Origin of the sequence: Pseudomonas sp. GCEP-101, assembly GCF_025133575.1 — a bacterium.
In the GTDB taxonomy this organism is placed as follows: domain Bacteria; phylum Pseudomonadota; class Gammaproteobacteria; order Pseudomonadales; family Pseudomonadaceae; genus Pseudomonas; species Pseudomonas nitroreducens_B.
The window spans coordinates 5,229,891-5,244,536 of the sequence record NZ_CP104011.1 but is presented as its reverse complement, the minus strand read 5'-3'; the positions used below and the strand labels follow the sequence as shown (position 1 = coordinate 5,244,536).

12 protein-coding genes are annotated in these 14,646 nt (G+C 67.6%); 7 read left to right on the top strand and 5 right to left on the bottom strand.

The window, feature by feature from the left end:
- Positions 1-47: 47 nt before the first annotated feature.
- The 3 genes from katG (at position 48) to N0B71_RS23645 (ending at position 4,065) form a co-directional block, all read left to right on the top strand.
- A complete protein-coding gene (katG, locus tag N0B71_RS23655) occupies positions 48-2,240 on the top strand; it encodes a catalase/peroxidase HPI (protein WP_259755283.1) in 2,193 nt (730 codons plus the stop codon).
- Between the two features lie 261 nt (positions 2,241-2,501).
- Positions 2,502-3,590, top strand: a complete 1,089-nt coding sequence (locus N0B71_RS23650; protein ID WP_259755281.1) for a glycerophosphodiester phosphodiesterase — start codon at positions 2,502-2,504, stop codon at positions 3,588-3,590.
- A gap of 73 nt (positions 3,591-3,663) precedes the next feature.
- The gene (locus N0B71_RS23645; protein WP_259755279.1) at positions 3,664-4,065 is read left to right on the top strand and encodes a DUF2501 domain-containing protein; all 402 of its coding nucleotides are present in this window, start codon (positions 3,664-3,666) and stop codon (positions 4,063-4,065) included.
- A gap of 119 nt (positions 4,066-4,184) precedes the next feature.
- On the opposite strand, the gene N0B71_RS23640 is transcribed toward N0B71_RS23645, so the two are convergent.
- Entirely contained in the window at positions 4,185-4,688 is a 504-nt protein-coding gene (locus N0B71_RS23640) for a GNAT family N-acetyltransferase (RefSeq protein WP_259755276.1), read from the bottom strand.
- 541 nt (positions 4,689-5,229) lie between these two features.
- On the opposite strand from N0B71_RS23640, the gene N0B71_RS23635 reads away from it, so the two are divergent.
- The 3 genes from N0B71_RS23635 to N0B71_RS23625 all read left to right on the top strand — a co-directional run bounded on the left by N0B71_RS23635 (position 5,230) and on the right by N0B71_RS23625 (position 8,431).
- Positions 5,230-6,135 (top strand): LysR substrate-binding domain-containing protein, encoded by a 906-nt coding sequence (locus tag N0B71_RS23635; RefSeq protein ID WP_259755274.1) that lies wholly within the window; start codon positions 5,230-5,232, stop codon positions 6,133-6,135.
- 120 nt (positions 6,136-6,255) lie between these two features.
- Positions 6,256-7,455 carry an MFS transporter gene (locus N0B71_RS23630; RefSeq protein WP_259755272.1) on the top strand — a complete coding sequence of 400 codons (1,200 nt, stop codon included), beginning with the start codon at positions 6,256-6,258 and terminating at the stop codon, positions 7,453-7,455.
- Positions 7,456-7,528: 73 nt separating this feature from the next.
- Positions 7,529-8,431: a LysR family transcriptional regulator gene (locus N0B71_RS23625; RefSeq protein WP_259755270.1), complete on the top strand. Its 903-nt coding sequence runs from the start codon at positions 7,529-7,531 to the stop codon at positions 8,429-8,431.
- On the opposite strand, the gene N0B71_RS23620 is transcribed toward N0B71_RS23625, so the two are convergent.
- From N0B71_RS23620 to N0B71_RS23610, 3 genes are all read right to left on the bottom strand, one after another.
- A complete protein-coding gene (locus N0B71_RS23620) occupies positions 8,425-9,912 on the bottom strand; it encodes a DHA2 family efflux MFS transporter permease subunit (protein WP_259759665.1) in 1,488 nt (495 codons plus the stop codon). The two genes, N0B71_RS23625 and N0B71_RS23620, sit on opposite strands and share 7 nt — an antisense overlap.
- A gap of 86 nt (positions 9,913-9,998) precedes the next feature.
- Positions 9,999-11,126 carry an HlyD family secretion protein gene (locus tag N0B71_RS23615; RefSeq protein ID WP_259755268.1) on the bottom strand — a complete coding sequence of 376 codons (1,128 nt, stop codon included), beginning with the start codon at positions 11,124-11,126 and terminating at the stop codon, positions 9,999-10,001.
- 11 nt (positions 11,127-11,137) lie between these two features.
- A complete protein-coding gene (locus N0B71_RS23610; protein ID WP_259755266.1) occupies positions 11,138-11,638 on the bottom strand; it encodes a winged helix-turn-helix transcriptional regulator in 501 nt (166 codons plus the stop codon).
- A gap of 626 nt (positions 11,639-12,264) precedes the next feature.
- Here N0B71_RS23610 and N0B71_RS23605 point away from each other — a divergent pair.
- Entirely contained in the window at positions 12,265-13,605 is a 1,341-nt protein-coding gene (locus N0B71_RS23605) for an OprD family porin (RefSeq protein ID WP_259755264.1), read from the top strand.
- Between the two features lie 33 nt (positions 13,606-13,638).
- Here N0B71_RS23605 and N0B71_RS23600 read toward each other — a convergent pair whose 3' ends face one another.
- Positions 13,639-14,409, bottom strand: coding sequence for an alpha/beta fold hydrolase (locus N0B71_RS23600; RefSeq protein ID WP_259755262.1), 771 nt, complete (start codon positions 14,407-14,409; stop codon positions 13,639-13,641).
- Positions 14,410-14,646: the final 237 nt, after the last annotated feature.

The following is a 14,646-nucleotide window of genomic DNA, read 5'->3' as shown; positions in this document are numbered from 1 at the left end:
TTGTGCGAATTCGAGGCGCCGCACAGGCGCCCCCCAAGGAGCCTGCAATGAGCGAAGAAAAGAAAGGTAGCTGCCCCTTCCACCACACCGCCGGTGGCGGCACCTCGAACCGTGACTGGTGGCCGAACCAGCTGCGGCTGGACCTGCTGCACCAGCACTCCTCCAAGTCCAATCCGATGGGCGAGGACTTCAACTACGCCGAGGCCTTCAAGACCCTCGACCTGGATGCGGTCAAGGCCGATCTGCGCGCCGTGATGACCGATTCCCAGGACTGGTGGCCGGCGGACTTCGGCCACTACGGCCCGCTGTTCATCCGCATGGCCTGGCACTCCGCCGGCACCTACCGCGTCGGCGATGGCCGTGGCGGCGCCGGCCGTGGCCAGCAGCGTTTCGCACCGCTCAACAGCTGGCCGGACAACGTCAGCCTGGACAAGGCACGCCGGCTCATCTGGCCGATCAAGCAGAAGTACGGCGCCAAGCTGTCCTGGGCCGACCTGATCGTCCTCACCGGCAACGTCGCCCTGGAATCCATGGGCTTCAAGACCTTCGGCTTCGCCGGTGGCCGCGAGGACGTCTGGGAACCGGACCAGGACGTCTACTGGGGCGAAGAAACCACCTGGCTGGGGGGCGACAAGCGCTACTCCGGCGAGCGCGACCTGGAGAACCCCCTGGCCGCCGTGCAGATGGGCCTGATCTACGTGAACCCGGAAGGCCCCAACGGCAACCCCGACCCGCTGGCCGCCGCCCGTGACATCCGCGAGACCTTCGCGCGCATGGCCATGGACGACGAGGAAACCGTCGCCCTGATCGCCGGCGGCCACACCTTCGGCAAGACCCACGGCGCGGGCCCGGCCGACCACGTCGGCGCCGACCCGGAAGCCGCCGGGCTCGAAAACCAGGGCCTGGGCTGGGTCAGCAGCTTCGGCACGGGGGCCGGTGGCGACGCCATCACCAGCGGTCTGGAGGTCACCTGGACGTCCACGCCGACGCGCTGGAGCAACAACTTCTTCTGGAACCTGTTCGGCTACGAGTGGGAACTGACCAAGAGCCCGGCCGGCGCCCACCAGTGGCAGCCCAAGAACGGCGCGGGCGCCGGCAGCATTCCCGACGCCCATGACAAATCCAAGCGCCGCGCGCCGTCGATGCTCACCACCGACATCGCGCTGCGCGTCGACCCGGCCTACGAGAAGATTGCCCGGCGCTTCTACGAAGACCCGGATGCCTTCGCCGACGCCTTCGCCCGCGCCTGGTTCAAGCTGACCCACCGCGACATGGGCCCGCTGGCCCGCTACCTGGGCCCGGAAGTGCCGAAAGAGGAGCTGATCTGGCAGGACCCGATTCCCGCCCTTGACCACCCGCTGGTGGACGAGCAGGACGTCGCGGCGCTCAAGGCCAAGGTGCTGGCATCGGGCCTGTCGGTGGCCGAACTGGTGTCCACCGCCTGGGCCTCGGCCTCGACCTTCCGCGGCTCGGACAAGCGCGGCGGCGCCAACGGCGCGCGCATTCGCCTGGCGCCGCAGAAGGATTGGCCGGTGAACCAGCCCGAGCAGCTGGCCAAGGTGCTCGGCGTGCTGGGGGAAATCCAGGCTGAGTTCAATGCGTCCGCCGGTGGCGGCAAGAAGATCTCCCTGGCCGACCTGATCGTCCTGGCCGGTGCCGCCGGTGTGGAAGAAGCCGCGCGCAAGGGCGGTCACCCGGTCAGCGTGCCGTTCGCGCCGGGCCGCATGGACGCCAGCCAGGAGCAGACCGACGTGCACTCGGTGGGCATGCTGGAGCCGGTGGCCGACGGCTTCCGCAACTTCCTGAAGGCGAAGTTCACCGTCCCGGCCGAGGCGCTGCTGATCGACAAGGCGCAGCTGCTGACCCTCACCGCGCCGGAACTCACCGTGCTGATCGGCGGCCTGCGCGTGCTGGGCGCCAACACCGGCGGCTCGCAGAACGGCGTGTTCACCACGCGCCCCGGTACCCTGAGCAACGACTTCTTCGTCAACCTGCTGGACATGGGCACCGTGTGGAAGCCGACCTCGCCGGACAACGACCAGTTCGAAGGTCGCGACCGCAAGACCGGCGAAGCGAAGTGGACGGCGAGCCGCATCGACCTGCTGCTGGGCTCCAACTCGCAGCTGCGGGCGTTGTCGGAGGTCTATGGCTGCTCGGACGGCGAACGCAAGTTCGTCCATGACTTCGTCAAGGCCTGGACCAAGGTGATGAACCTCGACCGCTTCGACCTGGCGCACTGACCGGCAGCCCTGTGGGAGCGAGCTTGCTCGCGAACCGCAGGGCAGAAGAGCCGGGTTCGCCAGCAAGTCCCCTGCGACGAAAAGCCTGGGCCCGCTGAGAGTGATCTCAGCGGGCTTTTTCATGCCCGGTCACCCCGACGGAATTGCGCGGGACGGGGAGGGTCCTATGCTTGCAGGTTTTCTCGGGCCTGGTTGCACGAACGTCATGCTCCCGCGCCAGACTGGCCCGCTTGGCCGTCACCGATCGAAGGGGGTTCACCCATGCACCGTCGCATCATCGCTGTACTGGGCACCATCGCACTGGCCGCGGCCAGTTTCATCGCCAGCGCCGAGGAGCCGCCCGGCCGCGCCCTGAGCGAGGCGGCCGGCGTGCCCTGGCCAGCCGTGATCGCCCACCGCGGCGCGTCCCACGACGCACCGGAGGAGACTGCCCCGGCCTATCTCGCGGCCCGCGACCTGGGCGCCGATTACCTGGAAGCGGACCTGCAGCGCACCCAGGACGGCGTGCTGGTGGCGCTGCACGACGACACCCTGGAACGCACCACCAACGTCGCCAAGGTCTTCCCCGGCCGCGAGAAGAACCCGGTCAGCACGTTCACCCTGGCCGAACTCAAGCGCCTGGACGCCGGCAGCTGGTTCAATGCGACCTACCCCGAACGGGCCCGCTCCACCTACGTCGGGGTGCGCATCCTCACCCTCGACGAGCTGATCGACATCGCCGAAGGCGGTGGCGAAACCCCCGGCCTGTACCTGGAAACCAAGGCGCCCGGCCAGTTTCCCGGCATCGAGGAGGACCTGCGCAAGACCCTGGAAAACCGCGGCTGGCTGAATGCCGACGGCGAGCCCCAGGGCAAGATCGTCCTGCAGACGTTCGAGAAGAGCAGCCTCGAGCTCCTGCACAAGAGCATGCCGCAGGTGCCGAAAGTCCTGCTGCTGTGGGTGGGCGACGGCTACATGGCGGCGAAGCAGCCGACCACCTTTGCCCAGTCCGGCGAGAAGATCAAGGCGGATTTCTATGCCCGGCAGGAGGTGAAGTCCAGGGAAGAATTCTTCGCCTGGCTGGACTGGGCCAAGGCCCATGGCGCGCTGGGCACAGGCCCCTCGGCGACCCTGACCGCCCGCGGCGACCAGAGCTACATGGACCTGGTGCAGCCCTGGATGAACCAGGCCGCCCATGAGCGCGGGCTGTTCGTGCACGCCTACACGGTGGACGAGGCCGTGGACTTCGACACGCTGACCAAGGCCGGGGTGGATGGCTTCTTCACCAACCGCACGGACCAGTTGCTGATGTTCCTGGGCCGGCCGCCGAGCCAGTCCGTCGGCGATGTCCTGAAGGCGGTGGGGTACTGAGTGGACGTTCACCTGCGCCGTCTACACTCGCAGTGGCGCTTCGCGCCGCGTCGTAGGCAACCAGGAGAGCCCCATGAATGCCCGCACACTGATTCCCGCCGTGCTCGCCGCCACATTGCTGCCGTGGTCGCTGGCCCAGGCGGCGTCCCTCGGCGACGTCGCCGGCCAGCTCGGCGGCCTCGGCAACCTGTCGTCGGTGTCCTCCAGCAGCAGTAGTAACGTCGCCGGGTTGCTGGAGTACTGCGCGAAGAACAACTACCTCAATGCCAACGCCGCGACCCAGGTGAAGGACAAGCTGCTGGGCAAGCTGCCGGGCAACACCACCACCAGCGACAGCGGCTACAAGGATGGCGCCAAGGGCATCCTCACCGGCACCGACGGCAAGAGCGTCGACCTGACCGGCAGCGGCATCAAGGAGAAGGTCACCAAGCAGGTATGCGACAAGGTCCTCAGCCAGGGCAAGTCGTTGCTCTGAGGGATTTTGCCGTCCGGCACCTGGCTTCCTGGTTGCGGGCCCTTTCCGCATGCGCGAATGCCGCACGGTGTAGGAGCGGGCCGTGCCCGCGATCCGCCGGCAGGGCCGGCCACTTGTCATCAGGTGGCGGAAAAGCCGCTGTGGTAAGCGACCTCGCCGGCGGCCTGCGAGCCGTCCAGCGACAGCGCCATGAGGTACTCCGGCGGCACGCCCGCGTAGCGGATCGCCGGGTCCTGGCGGAAACCGAAGCGTCGGTAGTACGCCGGGTCACCCAGTACCACGCAGCCTTTCGCCCCAAGGCCCTGAAGGTGCGCCAGCCCCGCGCGGATCAGCGCCGCGCCAATGCCCTGGCCATGCAGGTCGGGCCGCACGGAAACCGGGCCCAGGCCGTACCAGCCGATATCCACTCCATCCAGGGTGACGGGCGAGAACGCCACATGACCGACCACCTCGCCCTCCACCGTGGCGACCAGGGAAACGCTCAGCGCCCCGGCCGCGCGCAAGGCGTCGACGATGGCGCCCTCGGTGCCACTGCTGTGCTCGGCCTGGACGAAGGCGGCTTCGGTTACACGGCGGATGGCGCCGGAGTCTTCGTCGCGCTCGGGGCGGATGGCGTAGGGCATGGGGTGCGTCTCGGTGATGGGGCGGCGAATACTCTAGCGCGTTGCGGGCGGGGAGGGATTGTCCACGGGCAAGCCATCGCGGACGGAGTTCGCTTCTGCAGATTGGCGTCGGTGCTCGTGGTGTGTAGGAGTATCGGTCGTTCCCCAGGTTAATTCGCGCCTAGGGTTTCCCTCACCCCAACCCTCTCCCAGAGGGAGAGGGGGCCAATCGTGCCGGCTGACGCCCTGGTTATCCTGCACCCAACGCCTCCCTCTCCCTGTGTGAGAGAACTCCCTTGTAGGAGCGGGCCATGCCCGCGACCCGCCGGCAGGGCCGGCGGTCAGCCTTGGCGTCATGCCTGGGAGCGTTTGCCAGCCTGATGGATGTCGCGGATGAGTCCGCGCCTGCGAGAGCCTGCGCGGTGCCCGTGCTCCGCTGGAAGGTCGGCACAAGGGCCGGTTCACGAGCAAGCTCGCTCCTACAGGCCGGCGTCGGCGCTTTCGTGGGGCGCAATGCGGTAAGCTGCGCCGATTTCCCAGCGTCCCAGGCGGAGAACGATCCATGGAAGACCTCAACACCCTCTATTACTTCACCCAGGTGGTGGAGCAGGGTGGTTTTGCCGCGGCCGGTCGTGCGCTGGACATTCCCAAGTCCAAGCTCAGCCGGCGCATCGCGCAGCTGGAGGAGCGCCTGGGCGTGCGCCTGTTGCACCGCACCAGCCGGCACTGCTCACTGACCGAGATCGGCCAGGAGTACTACCAGCGTTGCGTCGCCATGCGCATCGAGGCCGAAGGGGCGTCCGAGGTGATCGAGCGCAACCGCAGCGAGCCGCGCGGGCTGGTGCGGCTGGCATGCCCGACGACGCTGCTCAACTCCTGGGTCGGGCCGATGCTCACCCGCTACATGCTCAAGTACCCGTTGGTGGAGTTGTTCATCGAGAGCACCAACCGCCGCGTCGACCTGCTCCACGAGGGCTTCGACATCGCTCTGCGGGTGCGCTTCCCGCCGCTGGAGAACACCGACATGGTGATGAAGGTGCTGGGCAACAGCACCCAGTGCCTGGTGGGCCGCCCGGACTTCCTCGAGCGCATGGCCGGCGACAGTTCGCCCATGAGCTTCGGCCAGTTGCCCAGCCTGCACTGGGGCGGCATGCAGCGCGACTACCAGTGGGAGCTGTTCAACGAGGAGGGCGAGCGCCTGCTGATCTCGCACAAGCCGCGCATGGTGACCGATGACCTGCTGGCCCTGCGCAACGCCGTGATCGCCGGCGTCGGCATTGCCCACGTGCCGCGCGTGGCGGTGCGCGACGACCTTGCCGCCGGCACGCTGGTGGAGCTGCTGCCGGGCTGGTGGCCCAAATGCGGCATCGTCCACGCGATCTTCCCGTCGCGCCGTGGCCTGCTGCCTTCGGTGCGCACGCTGATCGATTTCCTCGCCGAGGAGTTCAGCAACAGCGACATGGCCTGAAACACCGCGCCGGCGGGCAGCGTTGCGTGGTGCGCACCGCTGTTTTGCCGGCCCGGCGGATTCTGCGCGGCAGGCGGCCGGCATAGGCTTGCCTCACTGTTTTTTTCGCAAGGAATGGTCATGAACTCCGCTTCGACGTCCCTCCCGGCTGACCACGCGCAGCCCACCCTGTCCTCGGCGATGGTGGCGCTGCTCGCCTTCTGCTGTGGCGCCGTGGTCGCCAACCTTTACTACGCCCAACCCATCGTGGAGCTGATCGCGCCGGCGATCGGCCTGTCCACCCGGCACGCCAGCCTGATCGTCTCGCTGACCCAGTTCGGCTACGCCATCGGCCTGCTGTTCCTGGTGCCGCTGGCGGACCTGCTGGAGAACCGCAAGCTGGTGATCGGCTTCACCCTGGCCGTGGCGCTGTGCCTGGCCGGTGCGGGCCTGGCGGATTCGCCGTCGGTGCTGCTGGCCTGTGCGCTGCTGATCGGCCTGACCTCGGTGGCGGTGCAGATCCTCGTGCCGTTGGCCGCGCACCTGGCGCCCGAAGAAGCCCGCGGCCGGGTGGTGGGCAACATCATGGGCGGCCTGCTGCTGGGCATCCTGCTGTCGCGGCCGGTGTCGAGCCTGGTGGCTGAAGTCTTCGGATGGCGCGGGGTGTTCTTCGCCGCGTCGGTGCTGATGCTGGTCATCACCCTGGTGATGGCGGTGGCGCTGCCGCGCCGCGTGCCGGCGCACAGCGCCACTTATCCGCAACTGATCGGCTCGGTGTTCGCCCTGGCGCGGCGCTACGCCGTGCTGCGGGAGCGCGCGCTCTACCAGGGCCTGCTGTTCGCCGCGTTCAGCGCCTTCTGGACCATCGCGCCCATCGAGTTGATTCGCCACCACGGCTTCAGCCAGACCCAGGTCGCGCTGTTCGCCCTGGTCGGTGCCGTGGGCGCCGTGGCCGCGCCCATCGCCGGACGCCTGGCGGACGCCGGGCACACCGGCAGGGGCACCCTGGTGGCGCTGCTGCTGGCGCCGTTCGCCCTGTTGCTCGGGGCGCTGCCCGGCGCGGGGTTCTTCTGGCTGGTGGTGTGTGCGGTGCTGCTGGATTTCGCCGTGCAGATGAACATGGTGCTGGGCCAGCGCGAGGTGTACGCCCTCGACCCGCACAGCCGCGCACGCCTGAACGCGGTGTACATGACCAGCATCTTCGTCGGCGGCGCGCTCGGCTCGCTGCTCGCCAGCCCGCTCTACGAAGCCATCAGCTGGACGCCGTTCGCCATCGGCGCCGCGGTGATCCCGGCCATCGCCACGCTGCTGTTCCTGCTGCGCGGCGACAGCCACGCCTGAGAGCACAGGCGTGCAAGGCGGGCGCGTGGGTGATTGGGTACACTCCGGGGTTTTCCGCTCCCGGAGTTGCGCCATGGACAAACTGCAGGCCCTGACGATGTTCGTCGAGACCGTCCGCTGCGGCGGCTACTCGGCGGCGGCGCGCAAGCTAGGCGTGGCGACGTCCTCGGTGACCCGCCAGGTGGCGGCCCTGGAAGCGGAGCTGGGCGCCACGCTGCTCAACCGCACCACCCGCCACAGCAGCCCGACCCTGGCCGGGCAGGCGTACTACGACAAGGCCGTGGCGATCCTCGAGGCGCTGGTGGAGGCCGATGGCCTGGTCAGCGACCGTGGCCTCGAGGCGAAAGGCCGATTGCGGGTCAGCGTGCCGGTGGAGTTCGGCCGCCGGGTCATCGCCCCGCACCTGGGGCGCCTGCTGGCGCAATACCCGGAGCTGGAAATCAGCCTGTCGCTGAGCGACCAGATCACCGACCTGCCGAAACAGCAGATCGACCTCTCCGTGCGGCTGGGTTCGAGCCTCACCAGCGACGACATCATCAGCCGCCCCATCGGCCACTTCCAGCGCTGGCTGGTGGCGAGCCCCGACTACCTGCACCGCGCCGGCACGCCGGAACATCCGCTGCAACTGATGGAGCACCAGTGCCTGCGCTTCGACTACGGCGGCACGCACCTGACCTGGACCTGCACCGACGGCCAGGACACCTGGCCGCTCAACGTGCAGGGACGCCTGCAGAGCAACAACGCCGACGTGCTGCGCGAGACCGCCCTGGCCGGCGGTGGCATCGCGCTGCTGTCCGACTGGCTGGTGGCCGAGGACGTCCGCGCCGGCCGCCTGGTGCGCCTGCTCGCCGCGTACGATGCCTATCCCGGCACCACATCCGGCATCATCAACGTGCTGTACCCGCCGAGCCTGCGCGAGTCCAGCCGCATCCGCGTGTTCGTGGCCTTCCTCGAGGCGCTGATGGCGGCTCAGTGACTGTCTGCGCTGGGCTGGGTGGGCGGGGCGATCCTGCGCATCAGCGGCACCAGCAGCAGGGTCACCGCGAAACAGGCGCCCACCAGCAGGAAGGCATCGGCGAAGGTCAGCGTCTGCGCCTCGCGCCAGGTCAGGTCCCACACGTGTTTCAGCGCTTGTTGCGAGGGTTCGCCGTTGAGCCCCAGGGACGGCGCCAGCCACTGGTTGAGGGCTTCGTTGCCGCTGTTCAGGTGCTCGGCCAGGCGCAGGAAGTGCAGGTTGGCACGGTCGTTGAGCACCGTGGCGCAGGCCGCGATGCCGATGGCGCCGCCCAGGTTGCGCATCAGGTTGAACAGCCCGGACGCCAGCTTCAGGCGCTCCGGCGGCAGCGAGCCCAACGCCAGCGTCACCGTGGGCGCCACGCAGAACTGTTGCGCCATGCCGCGCAGGGCCTGCGGGAACATCAGCTGGGCCGCGCCCCAGTCGTGGGTCAGCGGCGCGAATTCATACATCGACAGGGTGAACATCACCATCCCCAGCAGCAGGATCCAGCGCAGGTCGACGCGCCGGGCGAGGGCGGCGTACAGCGGGATGCTCATGATCTGGAAGATGCCCGTGGAGAAGATCGCCAAACCGATATCCAGCGCGCCGTAGCCGCGCACGCGGCCGAGGAACAGCGGCGTCAGGTAGATGGTGGCGAAGATGCCGATGCCGGTGACGAAGCTGAACAGGCAGCCGAGGGCGAAGTTGCGTTCCTTCAGGGCGCGCAGGTCGACGATGGGGTGCGCGGCGGTCAGGCTGCGGTAGATGAAGGCGACGCCGCACAGGCCGGAAATCCAGGCGGTGGCGACGATGGTGTCGTCGCTGAACCAGTTCCAGCGCGGGCCTTCCTCCAGGGTGTATTCCAGGCAACCGAGGAACAGCGCCATCAGCACGATGGCGGGGTAATCGGCACCCTTGAGCAGGGACAGGTCGGGCTTGTCGATGCGCACCATGATCGGCACCACGATGGCGACGAACAGGCCGGGCACCAGGTTGATGTAGAACAGCCAGGGCCAGGAGGAGATATCGGTGATCCAGCCGCCCACCACCGGCCCCAGGGTCGGCGCGAGGGAGGCGATGGCGCCGATGGTGGCGGCGACGATCACCCGCTGCTTGCCGTCGAAGTACATGAAGCCGGTGGTGAATACCATGGGGATCATCGAGCCGCCCAGAAAGCCCTGCAGCGCGCGGAAGGCGATCATGCTCTGGATGTTCCAGGCCATGGCGCAGAGCAGGCTGGTGAGGGTGAAGCCCAGCGCCGAGGCGGCGAACAGCCAGCGCGTGGAAAGCACCTTGGACAGCCAGCCGGAGAGCGGAATGACGATGATCTCGGCGATCAGGTAGCTGGTCTGCACCCAGGCGAGTTCGTCGGCGCCGGCCGATAGCCCGCCGCCGATGTCGCGCAGCGACGCGGAGACGATCTGGATGTCCAGCAGGGCGATGAACATGCCCAGGCACATGCAGGCGAAGGACACCACCTTGCGGCCGGTGGACAGGCTCGCCACCGGCACCACCTCGCTGCTCCAGAAGGTGCTGCGGGCGAGGCTCACGGCCGCGTGCTCTGGGCGACGCGCTGATCGGCGTCGCCGTGCTCATGGGCGCGGGTGTCCACTTCCACCAGCACGGAGAGGCCCGGGCGCAGGTCGCCCAGGCGCCCGTCGGCATCGTCCAGGTGCACGCGCACCGGCACGCGCTGGACGATCTTGGTGAAGTTGCCGGTGGCGTTTTCCGGCGGGAGGATGCTGAACTGCGCGCCGGTGGCGGGCGCGAGGCTGTCCAGGTGGCCGTGGAAGACCTTGCCGGGGAGGATGTCGGCCTCGATGGTGACCGCCTGCCCGGGCACCATGCGCGCCAGTTGGTCTTCCTTGAAGTTGGCGTCGACCCACAGGCCCTGGGCGGGGACCACGGCGAGCAACTGGGTGCCGGCGGCGACGTAGCTGCCGACCCGCGCGCGGCGGTTGCCGATGTAGCCGTCCACCGGCGCGCGCAGCTCGGTGTAGCTGAGGTCCAGGCGTGCCAGGTCGCGGGCGGCGACGGCCTGCTCCAGGGCGGCCTGAACCTGCTGGCGCTGGCTGTGGATCACGTCCAGCTGGCGGCGCGCGGCGAGGAGGCTGGCGTGGGCCTTGTCGCTGTTGGCGTGGGCGGACTTGAAGCTGGCGTCCGCGCGCTGCGCGGCTTCCACCGACACCGCGTTGGTGCGCACCAGGGTGGCGTAGCGGCGCTGGTCGTCACGGGTGCGCACTTCCTCGGCGGCGGCGGCGTCGATTTCCGCCTGGCTCTGGCGGATCAGTGCGTCCTGCAGCGAGGCCTGGGCATCGACGTTGCCCAGCGCCGCTTCCTCGGCATGCACCGCGCCTTCGGCCTTGGCCAGGGCGGCACGGTAGTCGCGGTCGTCGATGCGGGCGAGCAGGTCGCCGGCGCGCACCCGCTGGTTGTCGCTCACCTTCAACTCGGCGATGTAGCCGGCCACGCGCGGGCTGATGACGGTGACATCGCCGCCGACGTAGGCATCGTCGGTCTTTTCCAGGAAGCGTCCGTCGAGCCACCAGTGCCCGGCATAGGCGCCCGCGCCCAGGATGGCGGCGGTGGCGACGGCGAGCTTGAGGGCCTTGCGGGACCGGGGTTTGGCCGTGTCGACGGCTGGCGTGGCGGGGAGGGTGACGGGCTGGTTCATGGCGGCCTCGCTCAGGCGTGATCGGCGTGGGGAATGGTCTGGGGATTGGCGTGCGGGAACACCGGGACGAGTCGCTCGCCCTCGCGGCGGTGGATCTGGTGCTGCGGGCCGATGGGCTCGCCGCTGTCGGCGTCCACCAGGGCGATGCGCACCGGGCGGCCGCTGCGGGTGTCCACCAGTTCGGCGGCGCTGGCCATGCCGGCGTGGCGCTTGCCCCACTGCAGCAGGGTCAGCAGCACCGGGCGCAGGTCGCGGCCGCGGTCGGTCAACAGGTACTCGAAGCGCGGTGGGTGGTCGCTGTAGGGGTGGCGCTGCAGCAAGCCGCTGTCCACCAGGGCACGCAGGCGGCGGGTGAGTACGTTGCTGGCAATGCCCAATCGTGCGAGGAACTGGTCGAAGCGGGTGGAGCCGTAGAAGGCCTCGCGCAGGATCAGCACGTTCCAGCTGTCGCCGATCAGGTCCAGCGCCTGGGCCACGGGGCAGGGCAGGTGTTCGAAGCTCGATCTGCGCATGGCTGCACCTCTTGGTATTAAGGTCGTCATCTAACCAGGCCGCCCTGTCATGGGCCTGGCAGGGCGACAGGCAAGGGGCGTGGTTAAAGATTATGGTTGTAATCTAATCGGGTCGCTTGCTTTGCGCAAGTGACTCATCGAGAGGGGGAAAGCGCAGCGGATGAACGGTGCACGAGCAGCACGTTCCGGCGTACGCGCAAGTTGCCCGATCCTGCAGAAGTTGCCCGGCGAAGTTGCCTGAAAGTCGTGAGGAAAGAGTAATTCCAGGCACGTTGAAATTGCCGGGAATATCGCCTGGAACGGTTGTTCCAGAACTTTCTCGCAGCCAAAAAAAAGGCCGCCTGGGGAGGCGGCCAAACCAAAGGATGATGAAGTGGAGCAATCCTCCGGACGCTCTGGAGCGGGCATCCGGGACTCATGTTCTTCATCGGGGCGCCAGCTTAATGGTGCGGGCGATAAATGCTGAATCATTCGTTTCGATATCGACTATCGACGAGGCTGGTTTGAGGCAAATGCATTGGATTGTTATCTCTTCGCACGCTCTGCCAATGGTGGGGAACCATAAGAAAGTTATTCAGCATTCACTCGATAGACCTGCCAAGACAAGACCAACAAAGGGGTAGCAGATGTCCGCGTTCCGTCTTTCCGTGCTCGGTGCCTGTGTCAGTGCATCGCTCGCCGGCATTCCGTATCAACTGGCCCACGCGGCCGCCGTTTCCGACCAGTCCGAAGCCACCGGCTTCATCGAAGGCAGCACCGCGTCGCTGTTGCTGCGCAATTACTACTACAACAGTGACCGCAAGTCCGGTGACCGCGACCGCAAGGACTGGACCCAGGGCTTCACGCTGAACTACAGCTCCGGCTTCACCCAGGGCACGGTCGGCTTCGGCGTCGAGGCTTTCGGCAACTGGGGCGTGCGCCTGGATGGCGGCGCCGGCACCTCCGGTACCGGCAACCTGCCGGTGCGCGAGAATGACTCACCGGAAAGCGAATACGGCCGCGCTGGCGGCGCCGTGAAGCTGCGCGTGTCGAAAACCGAGCTGCGCTGGGGCGACCTGCAGCCCACCGCGCCGGTATTCGCCGCCGGCGGCACGCGCCTGTTCCCGCAGACGGCCACCGGCTTCAACGTGCTCAGCAGCGAGATCGCCGGGCTGGACCTGGACGGCGGCCACTTCACCGGCGGCAATGGCCCGGTGACCACCAACGGCGACCATGGCATCTGGGCGTCCTACGCCAACGTCGAGGCCAGCAGCATCGACTACGTGGGCGGCAAGTACGCGATCAACGATGCGCTGAACGTCTCGCTGTACGCGTCCAAGCTGGAGGACGTGTGGCGCCAGTACTACGGCAACGCCAACTACACCCTGCCGCTGGCCGACGACCAGTCGCTGAACATCGACTTCAACATCTACCGCACCAACGACGACGGCAGCGCCAAGGCCGGCGACATCAACAACACCACCTGGTCCGCCGCCGCCGCGTACAGCTTCCTCACGGCGCACACCGTGACGCTGGCCTACCAGAAGGTGCATGGCGACACGCCATTCGACTACGTGGCCTTCGGCGTCAACGGCCCCGGCGATACTGCCGATTCGATCTTCCTCGCCAACTCCATCCAGTACTCGGACTTCAACGGCCCGGAAGAGAAGTCCTGGCAACTGCGCTACGACCTGGCGATGGCCAGCTACGGCATCCCCGGCCTGAGCTTCATGGCCCGCTACGTCAACGGCCACGGCATCGACGGCAGCAAGATGGCCGCCGACAGCCAGTACCGCGGCTATGGCTACGGCGAGGACGGCAAGCACCACGAGACCAACCTGGAGGCGAAGTACGTGGTGCAATCCGGCCCGGCGAAGGACCTGTCGCTGCGCCTGCGCGAGGCGATCCACCGCGGCAATGCCGACCAGGTGGAAGGCGACGTCAACGAGTTGCGCCTGATCGTCGACTACCCGCTGTCGATTCTCTGAGGGACGCGGCGCCCCGGAAACGGGGCGCTGTTGCTAGTAGACGAAGTGGGAAATCGCCCGCGCCAGGCCGTCGGGGTTGTCGTAGGCCATCATGTGCCCGCTCTGCGCGACGATCTCGACCCGGCAGCCGGCCTGGTGGTATTGGCGGATGTCGTTGAGCGGGGCGTTGTCGGACAGGATCACGGCCTTCTTCACGATGGGCACCTCGCGCAGCCCATCGATCCAGTTGCCGTTGTCCTGATCGGCCAGCGCCGCGGCCGCCCACTGGTAGATGGCCTGGGGCGAGCACAGTTGCAGCGGGCCCAGCCAGGCTTCATGGCCGCCGTCGAGCTTGAGCATTTCCAGCAGCAGGGCGAAGCCGGAGTTGACGAACTCGCGCTCGCTCATCGCCGTGATGGATTCGAGCAGTCCGACGCCATAGGCGTCGAGGCCGGGTTGGCAGAGGATCAGGTTGTTCACCCGCTCGTGCAGGGCGGCGGCCAGCTTGAGCGCGATGAAGGCGCCGGCGCTGTGGCCGAACAGGCTGAAGCGATTGATCGGCGTGCTGCGGATCCAGCGTTCCAGGGTCTGCGCCTGGGCGGTGGTGCCGTAGAGGTTGGCGTCGGGTTTGTCGCTGAAGCCGGCGCCGGGGAGGTCCACCAGCCAGGAGCGGCGCCTGCTGTAGGCATCGGAGGCGACGACGCGGGGGTAGTCACTGCTCGATGCGCAGCCCAGGCCGTGGATGAAGATCAGTGGTGACGCTCCGTAACAGACATCTTGCCAACGCAACAGGTCCTTCTGTTCGTCAAACGGGTAGGTATTCATTGCGCACTCCAGTCGGGGTTGCGAGACCCAGAGGCTTGCGGAAGACGCACTGCACGGCTGTCAGCCGTTTCGCACGCATCACCACGGAAGTGGCGGTGCGATCAGGTTAATGGTCTGACAGAGCTGCGGAAGGCAAGATCCGGCGAGGTTGAAGCCGGTCAAATTTTTCGCTTCTTTTGTTGTGGGAAATATCTGTTTCTTTGTTGCTCGTTTCGCGCTTCCGACAGAAGGGCGAAC

Coding starts and splice junctions, on each gene's coding strand:
- N0B71_RS23620 (WP_259759665.1), bottom strand. CDS start 9,912: ATGTGCCTGGGCATGTTCATCGCCCTGCTGGACATCCAGATCGTCTCC.
- N0B71_RS23630 (WP_259755272.1), top strand. CDS start 6,256: ATGAACTCCGCTTCGACGTCCCTCCCGGCTGACCACGCGCAGCCCACC.
- N0B71_RS23610 (WP_259755266.1), bottom strand. CDS start 11,638: ATGCGCAGATCGAGCTTCGAACACCTGCCCTGCCCCGTGGCCCAGGCG.
- katG (WP_259755283.1), top strand. CDS start 48: ATGAGCGAAGAAAAGAAAGGTAGCTGCCCCTTCCACCACACCGCCGGT.
- N0B71_RS23650 (WP_259755281.1), top strand. CDS start 2,502: ATGCACCGTCGCATCATCGCTGTACTGGGCACCATCGCACTGGCCGCG.
- N0B71_RS23600 (WP_259755262.1), bottom strand. CDS start 14,409: ATGAATACCTACCCGTTTGACGAACAGAAGGACCTGTTGCGTTGGCAA.
- N0B71_RS23615 (WP_259755268.1), bottom strand. CDS start 11,126: ATGAACCAGCCCGTCACCCTCCCCGCCACGCCAGCCGTCGACACGGCC.
- N0B71_RS23645 (WP_259755279.1), top strand. CDS start 3,664: ATGAATGCCCGCACACTGATTCCCGCCGTGCTCGCCGCCACATTGCTG.
- N0B71_RS23605 (WP_259755264.1), top strand. CDS start 12,265: ATGTCCGCGTTCCGTCTTTCCGTGCTCGGTGCCTGTGTCAGTGCATCG.
- N0B71_RS23635 (WP_259755274.1), top strand. CDS start 5,230: ATGGAAGACCTCAACACCCTCTATTACTTCACCCAGGTGGTGGAGCAG.
- N0B71_RS23625 (WP_259755270.1), top strand. CDS start 7,529: ATGGACAAACTGCAGGCCCTGACGATGTTCGTCGAGACCGTCCGCTGC.
- N0B71_RS23640 (WP_259755276.1), bottom strand. CDS start 4,688: ATGCCCTACGCCATCCGCCCCGAGCGCGACGAAGACTCCGGCGCCATC.